The organism is Hydrocarboniphaga daqingensis, from assembly GCF_900129825.1.
GTDB classification, from domain to species: domain Bacteria; phylum Pseudomonadota; class Gammaproteobacteria; order Nevskiales; family Nevskiaceae; genus Hydrocarboniphaga; species Hydrocarboniphaga daqingensis.
Genome location: NZ_FQWZ01000004.1, coordinates 388,519 through 403,330, shown reverse-complemented (window position 1 = coordinate 403,330; position 14,812 = coordinate 388,519). Strand labels below are relative to the sequence as shown.

13 protein-coding genes are annotated in these 14,812 nt (G+C 64.8%); 3 read left to right on the top strand and 10 right to left on the bottom strand.

Features of this window, described 5'->3' with window-relative positions:
- Window positions 1–56: 56 nt before the first annotated feature.
- Together BUB09_RS10320 and BUB09_RS10315 are read right to left on the bottom strand one after the other, a co-directional pair.
- Window positions 57–1,253, bottom strand: a complete 1,197-nt coding sequence (locus tag BUB09_RS10320) for a hypothetical protein (protein ID WP_072897300.1) — start codon at window positions 1,251–1,253, stop codon at window positions 57–59.
- Window positions 1,254–1,260: 7 nt separating this feature from the next.
- Window positions 1,261–2,682 carry an exopolysaccharide biosynthesis polyprenyl glycosylphosphotransferase gene (locus tag BUB09_RS10315; RefSeq protein WP_245793243.1) on the bottom strand — a complete coding sequence of 474 codons (1,422 nt, stop codon included), beginning with the start codon at window positions 2,680–2,682 and terminating at the stop codon, window positions 1,261–1,263.
- A gap of 494 nt (window positions 2,683–3,176) precedes the next feature.
- Here BUB09_RS10315 and BUB09_RS17665 point away from each other — a divergent pair, with 494 nt between their 5' ends.
- From BUB09_RS17665 to BUB09_RS10300, 3 genes are all read left to right on the top strand, one after another.
- Window positions 3,177–3,383, top strand: coding sequence for a CsbD family protein (locus BUB09_RS17665; RefSeq protein WP_072897505.1), 207 nt, complete (start codon window positions 3,177–3,179; stop codon window positions 3,381–3,383).
- A gap of 224 nt (window positions 3,384–3,607) precedes the next feature.
- The gene (locus tag BUB09_RS10305) at window positions 3,608–4,369 is read left to right on the top strand and encodes a Crp/Fnr family transcriptional regulator (RefSeq protein WP_072897503.1); all 762 of its coding nucleotides are present in this window, start codon (window positions 3,608–3,610) and stop codon (window positions 4,367–4,369) included.
- Entirely contained in the window at window positions 4,267–5,082 is an 816-nt protein-coding gene (locus BUB09_RS10300; RefSeq protein ID WP_084083336.1) for a 4'-phosphopantetheinyl transferase family protein, read from the top strand. Before BUB09_RS10305 ends, BUB09_RS10300 begins: the two co-directional genes overlap by 103 nt.
- On the opposite strand, the gene BUB09_RS10295 is transcribed toward BUB09_RS10300, so the two are convergent.
- The 8 genes from BUB09_RS10295 to BUB09_RS10260 are packed head-to-tail and all read right to left on the bottom strand — an operon-like array spanning window position 5,012 to window position 14,802.
- Window positions 5,012–6,400, bottom strand: coding sequence for a GNAT family N-acetyltransferase (locus BUB09_RS10295; protein WP_072897294.1), 1,389 nt, complete (start codon window positions 6,398–6,400; stop codon window positions 5,012–5,014). The genes BUB09_RS10300 and BUB09_RS10295 overlap by 71 nt on opposite strands.
- The gene (locus tag BUB09_RS10290) at window positions 6,397–7,344 is read right to left on the bottom strand and encodes a cupin domain-containing protein (protein ID WP_072897292.1); all 948 of its coding nucleotides are present in this window, start codon (window positions 7,342–7,344) and stop codon (window positions 6,397–6,399) included. Before BUB09_RS10290 ends, BUB09_RS10295 begins: the two co-directional genes overlap by 4 nt.
- 33 nt (window positions 7,345–7,377) lie before the next feature.
- Window positions 7,378–8,694: a capsular biosynthesis protein gene (locus tag BUB09_RS10285; RefSeq protein ID WP_139250236.1), complete on the bottom strand. Its 1,317-nt coding sequence runs from the start codon at window positions 8,692–8,694 to the stop codon at window positions 7,378–7,380.
- Window positions 8,694–9,893 (bottom strand): glycosyltransferase family 2 protein, encoded by a 1,200-nt coding sequence (locus tag BUB09_RS10280; protein WP_072897289.1) that lies wholly within the window; start codon window positions 9,891–9,893, stop codon window positions 8,694–8,696. Before BUB09_RS10280 ends, BUB09_RS10285 begins: the two co-directional genes overlap by 1 nt.
- Entirely contained in the window at window positions 9,890–10,801 is a 912-nt protein-coding gene (locus BUB09_RS10275; RefSeq protein ID WP_072897287.1) for a glycosyltransferase family 2 protein, read from the bottom strand. Before BUB09_RS10275 ends, BUB09_RS10280 begins: the two co-directional genes overlap by 4 nt.
- Entirely contained in the window at window positions 10,798–12,312 is a 1,515-nt protein-coding gene (locus BUB09_RS10270) for a hypothetical protein (protein WP_072897285.1), read from the bottom strand. The genes BUB09_RS10275 and BUB09_RS10270 overlap by 4 nt, the downstream gene beginning before the upstream one ends.
- Window positions 12,222–13,370, bottom strand: coding sequence for an acyltransferase family protein (locus tag BUB09_RS10265; RefSeq protein ID WP_072897283.1), 1,149 nt, complete (start codon window positions 13,368–13,370; stop codon window positions 12,222–12,224). The genes BUB09_RS10270 and BUB09_RS10265 overlap by 91 nt, the downstream gene beginning before the upstream one ends.
- Window positions 13,357–14,802: an O-antigen ligase family protein gene (locus tag BUB09_RS10260; RefSeq protein ID WP_084083335.1), complete on the bottom strand. Its 1,446-nt coding sequence runs from the start codon at window positions 14,800–14,802 to the stop codon at window positions 13,357–13,359. The genes BUB09_RS10265 and BUB09_RS10260 overlap by 14 nt, the downstream gene beginning before the upstream one ends.
- Window positions 14,803–14,812 lie beyond the last annotated feature (10 nt).

Genomic DNA, 14,812 nt, shown 5'->3' with positions numbered 1-14,812 from the left:
ATCCACACTATCGGACCGATTGCGGACGGTCTGTGCGGACGCATACTCAAAACAAACTAATCGAATCGAAGTTGCACTTCGAAGGCCGCGATATACCCGTCGAAGCGATCGATCGATCGTGTCGAATCGCGTTGTCGATAGCCCCCGTCGAGCGCCACGACCATCCACGGCAGCGGCTGATACGACAATTGTGTCGACGCAATGGTGTTGTTGTCGCGCCGTCCGCCACCTTCGGCAAATACGTCGGCCTGTTGCAGCCTGCCGCGCGTGCGTTCGTAGCGCAGGCTGAGGGCACTCTTGGGCGTGGCCTGCCACTTCACGGCGGCCGATCCGCCGATCTCGCGCGTGGTGCTGGCGTCACCGACGTAGGATGCAACGCGCCGGTACAGCGCCAGATCGATCGTGGTCTTCGCCGTCAGCTCGCGGTGCAGTCCCAGCGCCCCGGTGACGCCGGATACCGTGGTCGCCGCATCGCCCTTCTGCTTGCGCTGTGTGTAGCCGAGCTGCGCATCGGCCCGGGTGACGCTGCCAACCGCGCGGTCGAGCCGCAGGCCCAGGCCTCGCTGCTCGAAGCGCTGCGACTCGGGTATGCCGTCGAAGCGGCCGGTCTGCAACTCGGGCACCAACGAGGCCTTCATCAACTCGGTTATCTCGTAGCGCAACGCAGGGCTCAGCGTGGTCTCGGTCAGCGACAGTTCCGGAAAGCCCGGCAGCGGCGAGCGCAACTCGCGCCGGCGCAGCGTGGACTCGAGCCGCCAACGCGGCGTGATCGATACACCAATGCGCGCATCGCCGATGCGCTCGCGCTCGATGCTCAGCGCCGTGCTGTTGCGATCGGCAAACGAGGCGATACGACGTTCCTGCCGATAGTCGAGCGCGCCGTCGAACAGGTGTTGTAGCTGCCAGTCCATACCGAGAGCCACCAGCAGCTCATCGTGGTCGAGTTGGTGGAACTGCATGAAATCGTACCGACGGCCTTCAATGGTGGAATGCAATCGCTGGCGTCCGATCCGGCGCCGCAGGTCAACACCGACCCGCTCGCGGACGACGATATCGTCGCGCTGCGTCGAACCGGTCAGCGTCTGCGCCCGCTGCGCGCTGTCCAGATAGAACACGTTCGACTGATACTCGATACCGACGGCGCCGTACGGCACCAGCGTCCGTTCGGCCTGTGCTGCGCAAGGCGCAGCCACCATGGTGGCGAGCACAGCGGCGGACAGCGCCGGGAACACGCGATGGCAGGTGGCTGCCACGCCCCGCCTAGTACACATCGGCAGTCCGGATCACGGCTCTGAACGTGGCCAGCAGAATGCGGATATCGAGTATCAGCGACCAGTGATCGACGTAGTACAGGTCCAGCTCGATCCGACGACGCAGCTGCTCGACGGTGTCGGTGGCGCCGCGCGACCCGTTGACCTGCGACCAGCCGGTGATGCCGGGTTTGACTCGGTGCCGGTGACAGTAGGCATCGGTAATTTCCTGACCGAGCCGCTGCTGCGTCCGCATGTTGACCGCGTGCGGACGAGGACCGACCAGCGACATGCTGCCATTGAGCACGTTGAGCAATTGCGGCAGTTCGTCGAGGCTCCATTTACGCAGCACGCGGCCGATCGAAGTCACGCGCGGGTCGCTGCGTGCGGTCTGCTTGAGCGCGCCGTTGTCGCTCGTCGACGGCAGACGCATCGTCCTGAACTTGTAGATGTCGAACTCGGCGTTATCGAAGCCATGGCGACGCTGCACGAACAGCACCGGACCGGGGCTGTCGAGACGGATCAACAGCGCCACCCCCAATAGCAGAGGCAACAACAGCAGCGTCACGAGCAGTCCAACCGACAGATCGAGCGCCGTCTTGATCACGTGGTCCCAACGGCCGATCGGCCGATTCGACAGCACCATCAGTGGCATGCGGTCGCCGAGCCGGTGCGTCGCTTGTACGACGCCCGGCCGGTAGAGGCCGGACCACAGCTCGATCGGCTGCCGGAACGGACGCAAACGCTCGATCATCGTCAACAGTCCGTTCCACGGCCACGCAGCGGAAGCGACGATCACGAACGCCGTCGGCGTCACGGCCAGCGTCGACAGATGCGATTCGATCGAGCCTTGATGATCGAGGCTCGCACCCCGCTCGTCGAAACGGTCGAAGCGCTGCCCGCGAGCGGCCAGATCATCGGCGTAGCGGTCGGCTGCAGCGCCGGTGCCGATCACGATTCGATGCTCAATCGCGCCACGGGCCTGCCACTGCTCACGATCAAGGCCGACGATCCGATGCCGGATCAGCGACGACGCCAGCAATCCGGCGATCAATCCGGTCAGCGTATGCGGCAGCATCAGCAGCCCCATCCAGCCACCGGAGAACGCCAGGCAGCCAATCAGCATGATCAGCATGAGCATCCGCGCATAAAACCGCCGGCTCTGCGTACCCGCGTCGGCCTTCGCAGGCAGCAGCGCATAGCGCTCGTACAGCACGAACGGGGCTGCAACGGCGCTGAGCCAGATCAGCTTCAGCGCCGGATCACTGATGGCCGGTGGCGACCAGCTGCCGGCCACGGCGATACCGAGCACCGCATTGCCGGCACCACCGGCGATCAGCATCACCGCGAAGTAGATCAACGGCAGGTAGTCGGACATCGCCGTGGCGGGCCGCGGATCGGAGACGGGCGACACCGCGACGGGGCGGGTCACAGCGGAGGATCGTTCAAGCGGTCGGGTCATGCGCCAGCCTGCGCAGTGGCCGCAGGCCGGTCTGTACGCTGCCGCACCGGCAAACCCGAAGGCTCGGCACGGCCTGCCAGGCGACAGCGCCTCGGACTCCGACGATCGGCGGTTCGTCGGCCTCGATGTCGCGGGTCGGTTGGACAACGCACTGACCGGAGGCTGCGGTAATGCCAGCCTGACCGCGTTACGCATCCCTCTCAAACGCATCCTGCGAGTCGAGGGAATACGAGGTCCACATGAACCAGAACAACGACAACAACAAGTCCGGCAAGACCGCGTCGTCGACGCAGCCCACGCCGAATACCAAGCCGACCCATGAAGGCGACAAAGCCCACCAAGCGCATCAGGCGACCCCGCAGAGCGACGGCGCCAGCGGATCTCCCGCAGCAGCGCAGCCCGCAGCGCCAGCCAAGCCGCAAGCTGACGGCGCAATCCCGATGAGCAACCAGCAGCAACAGAGCATGCCCAACGTCGACGCAGTCAAAGGCAAGTGGAAGCAGCAAGTCGGCTCGGCCAAGGTCATCTGGGGCAAGCTCACCGACGACGAACTGCTGCGGTCGGAAGGCCACGAAGAAAAGCTCACCGGTCTGGTCGAAGAGCGCTATGCAATTTCGCGCGCCGAAGCCAAGAAGCAGGTCAACGGCTTTCTCGACAAGATGAAAGTCTAGATTCAAGGCCTCCTCGCCCCCGCGAGGAGGCTCTTGCCGGCCGGCCACGATGCAGCGCGTGATGCCGTGGACCGATGCGTCGCTTCCTGAGTCACCAGTAGAAACAATCTAATGTCAATGTTCGACGACGTACGGAGCGTTCAGGGTTAGCGCGTATGCTCGTGCAATACGCATGTTGAATCGACCGATGAGCCGGCGTGCCTGCGGCCCTGAAAGGCAACACAATGTCCGATACGCCACACCCGCAGCAGAACCTTCTGTACTCGGCTCTGCCCGACTCCGTGCAGATCCGCATCCGTCACCACCTCGACCTGATCAACCTTCCGCTTGGGAAAGTGCTGTACGAATCAGGCGATACGCTGAACCACGTTTACTTCCCGACCGACTCGATTGTCTCGCTGCTTTACGTGATGGAGAACGGTGCGTCAGGTGAAATTTCGGTGGTCGGCAACGACGGCTTGGTCGGTATTTCGCTGTTCATGGGCGGTAACAGCACACCGAGCCGCGCAATCGTCCAGAGTGCCGGCTATGCCTACCGTTTACCCGCGCAGCACTTAAAGGATGAATTCGATCGGCACAGCGACTTGATGCAGTTGCTGCTGCGCTATACCCAGGCACTGATGACGCAGATGTCGCAGACCGCCGTTTGCAATCGACATCATTCGATCGACCAGCAGTTGTGCCGGTGGTTGTTGCTGTCGCTGGATCGCCTGCCGAGCAACGATCTAAAGATGACGCAGGAACTGATCGCCAACATGCTCGGTGTGCGCCGCGAAGGCGTCACCGATGCAGCCGGAAAACTGCAACGGGCCGGTGTGATCTCGTACAACCGCGGCCACATCAGGGTACTCGACCGCCCACGCCTCGAGCAGCTCAGTTGCGAATGCTATGCCGTGGTACGCAAGGAAACCGATCGGCTGTTGCCGTACACGATCACTCACCGTGCGCTACGCGCAACCTCGTCGTCGCCAAGCAATACATCGTGACCGTATCCTGCGGTGACGTGCAGCGCTGCACACTGCTCGGCGCGCTGCTACCGGATGATGTCTTCGCGATGGCACTCAAGGGTGTCGGCGATGCCTCAACGCTGCGTCCGGACGAACACGACGAACTCGGCACCGTCAGTGCCCCGCGCAGAGCCGAGTTCGCGGCAGGGCGTCGCTGCGCGCACCAAGCCTTGATGTTGCTGCAGCGAGACACCGCATCGCTGACCCGTGCCGACGACCGACGTCCACGATGGCCAACGGGTGTCGTGGGCTGCATCACCCATACACGTGGCTACACTGCAGCAGCCGTCGCCGACAGTATCCGATACGCAGCCATCGGCATCGATGTCGAAGCTCGCGATGCCCTGTCGCCGGACCTCTGGCGATACGTGTTGCACGATGATGAAATCGCGTGGGTCGGCCGCTGGCCGCGTGGCCAGCGCAGCGCGGCGGCGACACTGTTGTTTAGCGCCAAGGAAGCGCTTCATAAAAGCCGGACTCCGTCGATAGCCGCGCTGAGCGACTTCCGGCAAGTGACGCTGATGCTGCTCGGCAACAGTCTGACGCACGGCAGCCTGGCAGTGACACGAATCGGCATCGCGTGCTATTCGGGCAGTGGCTGCGGGCACCGCCCTGTCGGGTTCACGACCGATGCGCGGCGGGTGATGACGGCAGTCGTCGTGCCGGCTTCGGATCGACCCGTTCGGTATTGAACGGCAGTCGTCGCGCAATATCGGCCGCCGACCGACATTCGCCGCCGCCCAATCGATAGCGCGCAACGACAGCTGCGATCCGCACCCGCTCGTCTGCGTCGGCGAGACGATCAGCCAGCGTGCTCTTTGTATCGTGGGCAGAGTCTGGCCGCCGTGCCGCCGGCTCGATCGGATGCAGCCCGTCACGCGCCGGATTGTGCCGAGCGGTTGGATCGCCATCCTCGCCGCCACGGTAGTGGCGGCGCAGATCGCCAAGAATGCGTCGCCACCAAAACGGCGTGCCAATCCGGAATATCTGCAGGCTCTGCGTCGGCGTCATCCGAGCCAGCCAGCGCTGCTTGTAATAGCCAAAACCCCACAACAGATTGAACACACGGCTGCCACGATCAATCGCCGACTCGATGCCAAATAGCAGCATGGCCGAGCCGGGTGCCAGCGGACTCAGCCTCGCGTCATAGGCGATCTGCAGTGCGTAACTGGCTTGGTTGAATTCGCCGCAGATCAACCCGGCTACCGGCAAGCCGTCGAGCAGCAGCAACTGAATACGCAGCTTCATCGGCTGCCCGCCTTCCATCAGCCCCGCGTAGTACGCCGCCGCGTCGCCGTCACGGTCGAGCGTTGCCGCCGCCTCGTGCTTCCAGCTATGGGCTTCGAGATGGCGATACAGCGCAAACAGCAGCGGCGTCAGTTGCGGATCGTCCGATCCCAGCAACTGAAGGTGACCTGCCGCCATCAGATTGCGCATCTGGCGGCGGACGTTGGAGCGCACTTTGTGCGGTAACTCGGCGCAATAGTCGGCCAACGTCGACCAACTCAATGCGATGGTTCCATTGGCCATGTTGGGCCAACATCGTGCTGTCAGCCTGCGATGCGCCAGCGCACCGCCCAGCGGCAGCAGGGGCGAGTCGTCGTCCTGCTGCTGGAATTCGAGCAGGCTCCACTGCTGACGAGGCTCGATCAGATAGCGGTAGAACGCTGCCGCCATCGCCTCTTCGTGCTCGATCCGCGCAACCAGGTGCGGCCGATCCGCGTGGTGGGCCGTCAGCCAGTCGAGCTTCAAGCAGCGCCGCCCCAAGACGCGGTGCGTCGTCTGCTTGAGAGCCATATAGCCGACCAATCGATCTCCATCGAACGCCAGCAGCAGCCAGAGCCGGGGGACGTCAGCAGGCGACGTGGCGATCAAGTGCCGCAGATAGTGCGAATAGAACTCGAACGTCGAAAACGGATCGGGTCGCGCCGACGCCAGATTCAACTGATTGATCGCATCACGAAGCGGCACCGCATCGACCCAATCGTGGAGGCAGCGGATCGAGGTCATGGGCCGGCCCTCTCAAGCACCACCACGCCGTCCGGCGCGGCTGGTGAGATCCTCAACACCGGCTGATCGACGGTTCGCGGAACCGGGTCCAGCCCGAGGCGACGCGCGACACGCTGCACCCATACCTTGGCGCGGGCCGTGACACCGGTTTCGCAAGCCGAGGGCTGCGCCAGCCTCCAATGGCGGCGTAGGTAGCGATTGGCCCGATACAGCTGGGCACGCCGGCAGCTGTCGCGGCTGAAGTGCTCGGTGGACAGCGACACGTTGAGTCCGTCGAGATTCTGCACACGGTGCGGTGCATTCTGGGGCCAGCACAGCCACTGGCCCGGCTCTAGGTCGTAGACGTCGGCCGACAGATCGAAGTCGGGCCGGTACGGCAGGTATTCATGACGCGCCCCTGCGAATAAATCTTCAAGCAGCGCGGCGCTCATGAAGCGCTCATCGAGTGTGGGATAGATCCAAACCCGCTTGCGGCCACGCAGATGCCACAGCACCGATGACGGCGCGTCGGCATGGAAGTACACCAGCGCACCCGGCGATGAAATCAGCAGTGTGCCCTGACTGCGGTCCGGCACAGCGGCAGCCCGCTGTAGCGGCGTCTGGAGGCGCAGTTCGTTATACAGCCGGTCGATCAGGCGCCGATAGCGCGCATCGACCCGATCGACGCGTGTCACGTTGAGCCACAGTCGTCCGCTACGCACGGCCTGCAGCAACTCGGCACCACTGACACCGTCGTGGCACACCAGATGATTCTGATCGCTACGACACGGATCGTGGCCCATATTCAGCGCATACAGATGCTCGCGAGGAAAATGATCGAGCAAGTCGATCAGCGCGGCATCACCGAACAGGTCCTCGCCCGACAGGCCGTGCGTGCCCAGCACCGTGCGCCAGCCGATATCGCCCCGCTCTTCGGCCGCCAAGTACACCTTGCAGTGGGTCATCGGTTTCCTTTCGCAATCATGTCAAGACGATGCTCATCGCACGGTGACGCTCGCCGGCAGATCCGTACCAGGCGCCACCGTGGCCGAGGCTGCCCGAGCCGGGCGCAGCTGCCCCAGGCACAGCATCAGCACGCCCAGCGCGGTGATCGATTCGCCGACCAGAATGCCGAGCGGCGCGCCCGCGCCGCCAAAGCGCAGAATCGCGGCATAACTTGCACCGGTCGCGGCAACGGCACTGATCAGCGCCAGCGCCGTGAGTTGACGAAAGCACTGTCGTGCGACCAATAGATAGATCAGCTGCTGGTGGACCGCCATCGTCACGAATGTTGCGGACCACAACATCAGCAGCAGGTCGCGCTGGGCGAAGCGCTTGTGCAGCAGATGCTCGAACACCAGATCACGCAGCACCCACAGCAAGGAAAAGTACGCGACTGCCGCCAGACCGACCCCGAGCGCGCACCAGATTAGCCGGCGGAAAACAGCCGGCACCCCAAGCTGCAGCATCCAGCGCGCGACCAGCGGCAGCATCAGAGACCCAATCCCGGACGACAACAGATTCACCGGCATCGCGAGCAGCCGCGTCGCCGCGATCGCCGCAATCGCGCGGACATCGAGCATCGCCGCCACCAGCACGGTATAGCCTTGGCTGAATGTCCAGTGGATACCGGCGCCAGCCGTCGACCACGCCGCCAGCGGCGCGATCTGGCGCAGGATGCCCGGGGCGCCGCGCTGATTCCATGCATGACCCTGTCGCAGCAAGCGCGACAACTGACCTGACGACAGCGCGGCGGCGATGCCAAGCGCAATCACCGCCGTGGTACCCGGCATCGGACTGACCAGCGCCAGCAGGACGCCGGCCGATAGCGCCAGTGCATAGAACAGGTCGCCGCGCAGCACCGTGTGGGCGTCCCGGTATGCCAGTAGCACAGTGCGGAAGTACTCGCGCCGCAACGCGGCAACGATCGCCAGCACGCTGGCGGTCAGCAGCATCAGCGTGCGGCCGTCGACGACGTTGCATACGGCCAGCGCCACGCAGAGCAGCAGAGACAACCCGGCGCCGATCAGAACCAGAACCCGCTGCTCGCGGTACAAGCCGCCGATCAGATCACCGCACTCAGCCGCGCTCCTTTGCACGATGCGGCTGACCATCGCCGGGACGATGAATGCATTCTGTAGCGACGCCATCAGCATGATCGCGCCGGTCGCCAGGATGTAGCGACCATACTCGAGGTCGTCGGTGTGACGGATCAGCAGCAAGCCGACGCCGAGGCTGGTCAGCGACAGCAAGGCTTGACTCAGCAGCGCGCTGCTGAACAGCCGTGCGAACGCCAAGCGTGGATGTGATCGCATCACGAGTCGCGTCGACGCGTCGGCGTCCAGCGTCGTCGGTCGTGCGGGCGCAGCAGCGTCAGCAGCTTCCACAACACGAACCACGGTGCGCGGATCAGATCGAGCAGCCCGGCCGCGCCGCGACCGCTGAGCTGCCAGCCGCGCAGAACGTAGACCACCAGCACCGCCGCACCGCCCGCAGCCACCGCGCACCACACCATCAGAGCTGGAACCCAGATCGACGCGACCGCCGCCAGCACCGCCAGCAGCAGCAGGTTGCAGGCCACATAGGACAAGGGCAGCACCAACAAGTCGAGCGCCAGATCCAGGCAAACCGCCGAGCGCCGAACCACGGCGGCGCGCAGTAGTGGGCCTACCTGTGACGTCATCAGCGCCAGCCGCCCATCCTCCCAGCGCTGACGCTGGCGCCGCGCGACGGCCTCGCTGCTTTCCATCACGGCATCGACGCGCGCGGCGGCCACGTAATGCACGCGATGACCTGCCAAGCCCAGCGTGATGCCGTACTCCAGATCCTCGGTCAGCGACAACGCGGCGTACGGAACCTGCCGCAATACATCATGCGTGACGAACCAGCCGTTGCCCCGGATACCGCAAGACAGACGCAGACGCTCGCGCGCCTGCGAACGCAAGTCGTGGAATGCACCGTGGGCAATCGCCATCAAGCCGGTACGCCAAGACTCTGCCGCATTGAGCACGCCGTAGCGCGCCTGACCGACACCGGCGCCGCGGTCCATCGCGGCAGCGAAACCCTGCAGCAGATCGGCCGACACCTGAGTGTCGGCGTCGACGATCACCACCGCGTCGGCCCAGGATGCCGCCAAGCTGTCATTGAACGCACGCTGTAGCGCATACCCCTTGCCCTGCTGCCCCTGATCATCGCGGACGATGACCCGCACGCCACAGCCGCGCGCCACAGCCGCGGTCGCGTCGTTGCAGTTGTCGGCCAACACGATCAGCTGCAGGCGCTGCGCCGGCCAGTCGAGCCGATGGAGGCTGGCGAGGCAGCGGCCGATTACGGCCGCCTCGTCATGCGCCGGCACGACGATGTCGAAGCGCGGCACGGTGCGCGTGTGGCGCAATGCGGGCAAGCGAGCCGACCACAATGTCAGACACAACAGGTAAGCACAGGCGGCCAGTGCCGGTGCCGCCACACAGAGCAGCAATGCGGTCAGCACGATCGACAGCAGCGCTGGGCTCATGCGTACTCCCGGTAATGCCAACCGGCGAATGCCGACAGCTTGCCGAGGTTGGCGGCGGCCTTGGTCAACCAGTGCGCCGCCAAGTGAAAGCCGATCGGCAGACACAGCAGCGCCAGCAGGCCGGCCATCATCATCTGCGTCAGCGCTCGACCCAGCAGCCGGGCGCGGCGCGCCGACCCGATCGGACCGTAGCGCCCGGCCAGCTTGTGACGCGCAAAGTCCTGGCCGCCCCGCATCGAGCGAAGCAACAACCAGCGCAGCGACTGGCGCGCGGGCTCGACCGGTTCGCTGACCATCGCCTCATCGCACCAGATCAGCTGCGCACCGCCAAGCGCGAGCCGCGCCAGCAGGTCGCCATCTTCACCACCGGTGAGCCCGTAGGCCGGATCGAACACCGGGCTCTGTGTGCGCAGCGTCGTGGCACGCAGCATCACGTTGCCGAAGCGCAAGCGGTTCGGCGGCACGATGCCCCCGGTCTTCATTCGCGGCCAGTGATAGAACTGCCCACGATGCAACCAAGCGGGAGCCGAAGCCGGCAGCAGCGGCTGCACCGGCCCGAGGACGCCGTCGGCAGAGAAGCGCTGAGCGCTGATCGCCAGCGTATCGAGCCAGTGCACTGGAGCCCGCTCGTCGTCGTCGATGAACGCCAGCCAGTCACCGCCGGCCAGTGCCACGCTGGTGTTGCGTGATACTGCGATGTTTTTCCGAGCTTCGACCGCGTAGCGCAGTACGAACGGCAGATCACCGGCGGCGCACACGTCATCGACGACGATTTGCGCGCTGCGTAGTACGTCGTTATCGACGACGATCACTTCCTGCGGCAGCCGCTGCTGCAACAACAGGTCGCCAAGCAGAGCGCGTAACCGATCCGGACGCCGGTAAGTGGCAATGCAGACACTGATGTTCATGCGGGCGGCTCCGTCGGATATCGGTCGATGCGGTGTGCTGACCGCAGCGTCGCGCGCAACTCGTCGCGTGCGCGGTACAGGTTCCACGCCAATAGCGCCGCCGACGTGGTGTTGATCGTGTGAGCCCAGCCCAGGCTCAGACCCAGCAGTGTTGCCAACACCACGAAGAACAGCAGGCGCGTCAGGCAAACACGGGTCTCGGGCCAGCCGCTGACTCCAAGGCGGTAGACGTAGTACGGCAACCACTTGGCCAGAACGTGGGCACCCAGCGCAGCCGATGCGATCGGCACGATCGGTACCAGCACAACGAAGGCCGCCGCGCGCGCCAGTTGCAGGCCAGGAAACAGCCAGATGCGGCTGGCCTTGTCGAGCCGGTTGTACAACGCAAACCAGACCCGGGTGGCGACCAACAACAACATCCAGACGACGAGATCCGCCGCCTGGGCACGTGCCGGCCAACGCAGCAGCGCCAGCGCGGCCACCGCAAGCGCCGCCGCCCACAACCAGGGCTGTAAAGCCGGGGTCGGCACGGTCGATGTCGCGAACGTGGCACTGAGCTTGGGCTGCGCCTCGTAGCGCGCCGCGATGCGGTCGTTGTCGACATAACCACTTTCGTAGACCGTCCAGAACGACATCAGCAACAGCAGCAGGCCGAGCGAGTGCATCACAGGCACAAGGGCCACGCCGGCCGATGCCAACAGCCAGAACGCGAAATCCTCCTGCAGGATGCCGCGCACGATGTAACGCTCACCGGGGCGTTTGACACGTGTCAGATAGCGACCCGGCAGGTAGACGGCGCTCAGTGCCTGGCGATAGCGCGCCGCTGGCCAACGCGTGCGCAACGGCACACGGCAGGCGTCCAGCAGCGCCAGGTCGTCGAGCGAATCGGTCAACACCAGACTCCGGCGTACCGTGGACGCGCCAACGGCATCACGTGCCAAGTCCAACTTGCCCCGTAGGCGATCACGGCAGGTCGACACACGGACGGCCACGATCCGGCTCTGGCCGAGCTGTAGCCTGACGATCAGCGGGGTCACAATGCAGCGAAAGCCCATCGTCACGATCACGGTCATCGCGCGATGCCGACGAATCAAATCGGCCAGCGGCACATTGGTATAGGCGTGCAGCAGCACAGGCAGCCGATAGCGCCAGCGCAGCAAGGTCCAGGGGAACACCAGAAGGATCAGCCGCACGCGCCAGACATCGCGCGTGGCCTCACCGCCGCTCCAGCGCCAAGGCTTGATCCAGTCGAGCCCCTGCATCAGCACGGCCGCTACGACAGCCGGATAAGCGCAGTCGATGAAGTCTTCGGTGCTGCTGCGCAGGTACAGCGTTTCGTCGAGGTCCATCAGCAGCGGGCCGTCAAACGCGCGGATCGACGCCAGCGCCTTGTCGGGCGATACGTCATGACTGCTGGCGATCAGCGTGTCGATGCGGCCTCTCCGGCATCCGCTGCGGCGGCCGTGGGCAATACCGCGCGGCGGTGCAGTTGACGGCGCAGCTCGGCGCAAGGCGCTTCCACCGCGCGACGCATCAGCTCGGCCAGCGCCAGCGTGAGTATCAAGCCCAGGCCCAGACGGGGCGCCCAGGCCAGCGTCGGCCATTGCGCGTGCAGGCCGTCAAGAATCATCTGATGCGACAGGTAGATCGTGTACGACACGCCGCCGAGGTAGACCAGCGGACGCGCCGACAACATTCGGTACGGCGCCTGTGTGGCGCGTGCCACCGCCAAGTGAATCAGCGGCGCGATCGCCAGGCTCTGCAGGCTGTAGCGCAGCGTCTGACGAAACGCATCGTTGCGTACCATCAGCGTCAGCAGCAGCAAGGACACACAAGCGAAGGCCATGGCCCGGTCACGGCGGTCGTTGCGGGGTGGTGGTGCCGTCGTCGCGGGATTGGACCAGAACGCCATCAGGCAGCCGACCAGAATCGCGTCGGCACGTGTGTCGGTGGCCATCGATAAATAAGCCTGCGACGCGCCCAGCGCATACAGCACGCAGCGCCAGCCCAGTACCAGCAGGCACAGCGACAGCAGCACGAGTACCACAGTACGTCGCTGCTGCGTGCCCAGCAGCACGACGGCAAGCGGCGGATACAGCAGGTAGAAGTGCTCTTCGACCGCGAGCGACCAAACCACGCCGATACCGGCCGGCATGCCGCCGAAGTCCGCGAAGATCACCTGGTAGTTCCCCAGGTAAAAAAGTAGCGACAGCAGGCCTTGCGTGGAGAAGCGGCCGTCGATCCACGTCAGTGACGACAGCATTGCCGCCAGCGCCACCACCACCAGCAGCGGCGGCATCAGACGCAGCAGGCGACGCAAATAGAATGCCCCCAACTGCAGGGCGCCACGCGCGGCATATTCGCGCTGCATCAACGTGGTGATCAGAAATCCACTGAGCACGAAGAACACCGTCACGCCGAGCCCGCCGGGGACGATCCGTTCCAGCCCGCTATGGGCAAAGACGACAAGTAATACGGCCAGCGCGCGAATGCCGTCGAGCGACGCAATCGGCGCCGTGTCGGCGATCACCTGGCCGCGCGACATCGGTCGTGGCTCAGTGCGGGGCATGGACAGCCTCCGCCGGCATCGATCGGCTGCCGGCAGCGCTGTTGCCCGTCATCGCAGACCGGCGCCGCCGCTGCCAACGTTGATCGAGCAGCGCGCGGGCGATCGATACCGTGGCCAAAGTCATGATCACGAAGTCCACCGTGAGGCTACTGAACCAGCGGCTCTCGGACAGATTGACGATGGCTTGCTGCAGAAACAGCGCCAGATATAAGCAGGCCTGCGTGCGATCGTAGGCCAGCAGGCGCAGCGCTTGGCGAACGAAGGTCAGCAGATAGGCCGCCAGTATCAGAAGTCCGGCGATACCGAGGTCGTTCAGCACTTCGAGATAGCCGTTGTGCGCCGATGCCGGGTAGAAGCCGAGCCGTGTCACCAGCTCGTAGGATGGCGTACCCTCGTGCACACCGGTCCAGTAAGCGCCATAGCCGCTGCCGTGCCACGGACTCCGCGCAATGTGCTCGGTGACGATTTCCCAGATTTCGGTGCGCCCGGTAAAGCTGAGGTCCTTGCCGGTGATCATCGTCAGCGGCTTCAGTAACAGGCCCAGCCCCGGCACCAGATCGAGCACGGCCAGCGAATACGTCAGTAGCGCTGCAACGAATGCCGCCACCAGATACGGCAAGTAGATACGCAGCGACGGCGGCGTACGTAGCAGCAGCGTCATCATCAGCAACGTGAACGCCGTTGCGACCATCGAGGTCGAGCTTCGCGACAACAGCAGGCACGCCAGCGCGATTCCGCTGCCAACGGCGAAGTGTGACCAGCGGCGCTCACCCGACAGCAGCGCATGCATCCACAAAATCAGCGCGATGCTGGCGATGTCGCCCAAGCCGTTTTTGTGATTGGCCAAGCCGTGCCAGGCATTCATCAGCACGCCGTCGGTATCCGGGTGTATCGCCAGTGACGGCCACGCCAGACCAAAGATCAGCGATGCGATCAGCACGCCGGTCAGCAGTGGACGCAACAGCGCCTGGAAGCGCCGCGGATGCCATCCGACCAATACCACGGCCGATGTGCAGACCAGGATCGTGACCAAGCGTATCAGGCGCCGCGCCGTCACTGGCGGGTCGTCGGACCAGGTGATACTCGTCGCTACCAACAGGACGAACAGCGGCAGCGCCAGGTTCAGATGCGACGCCATGCGACGTAGCGGGGTCAGGCGTAGCAGCATGGCCAGGCTGCCGGCGCCGAGCAGCGTCAACCACAACAGGCGGCTGCCGGTGGTTCCGACCGAAGGCGCATCGCCATCCGCCAGCGCCCGGTAATCGAATCCTTCAGGGACGATCATCAGCAGCACCAGCACCGCGAGCATCGATGCCGTAACGGGCGCGTAGCGATCGCGCGACATCGGTTGCGGCAGCGCCGGCACCGGCGTGGCCACAGCCGCAACCCGCCGTGAGGCAGCACGAGCAAATGCTGGCGCGATACGGCTCATCGTCGAGTGG

Bases quoted from the DNA above. Each gene is read 5' to 3' on its own strand.
- BUB09_RS17665 (WP_072897505.1), top strand. From the start codon at position 3,177: ATGCCCAACGTCGACGCAGTCAAAGGCAAGTGGAAGCAGCAAGTCGGC.
- BUB09_RS10305 (WP_072897503.1), top strand. From the start codon at position 3,608: ATGTCCGATACGCCACACCCGCAGCAGAACCTTCTGTACTCGGCTCTG.
- BUB09_RS10300 (WP_084083336.1), top strand. From the start codon at position 4,267: ATGCTATGCCGTGGTACGCAAGGAAACCGATCGGCTGTTGCCGTACAC.
- BUB09_RS10295 (WP_072897294.1), bottom strand. From the start codon at position 6,400: ATGACCTCGATCCGCTGCCTCCACGATTGGGTCGATGCGGTGCCGCTT.
- BUB09_RS10290 (WP_072897292.1), bottom strand. From the start codon at position 7,344: ATGACCCACTGCAAGGTGTACTTGGCGGCCGAAGAGCGGGGCGATATC.
- BUB09_RS10285 (WP_139250236.1), bottom strand. From the start codon at position 8,694: ATGCGATCACATCCACGCTTGGCGTTCGCACGGCTGTTCAGCAGCGCG.
- BUB09_RS10280 (WP_072897289.1), bottom strand. From the start codon at position 9,893: ATGAGCCCAGCGCTGCTGTCGATCGTGCTGACCGCATTGCTGCTCTGT.
- BUB09_RS10275 (WP_072897287.1), bottom strand. From the start codon at position 10,801: ATGAACATCAGTGTCTGCATTGCCACTTACCGGCGTCCGGATCGGTTA.
- BUB09_RS10265 (WP_072897283.1), bottom strand. From the start codon at position 13,370: ATGCCCCGCACTGAGCCACGACCGATGTCGCGCGGCCAGGTGATCGCC.
- BUB09_RS10260 (WP_084083335.1), bottom strand. From the start codon at position 14,802: ATGAGCCGTATCGCGCCAGCATTTGCTCGTGCTGCCTCACGGCGGGTT.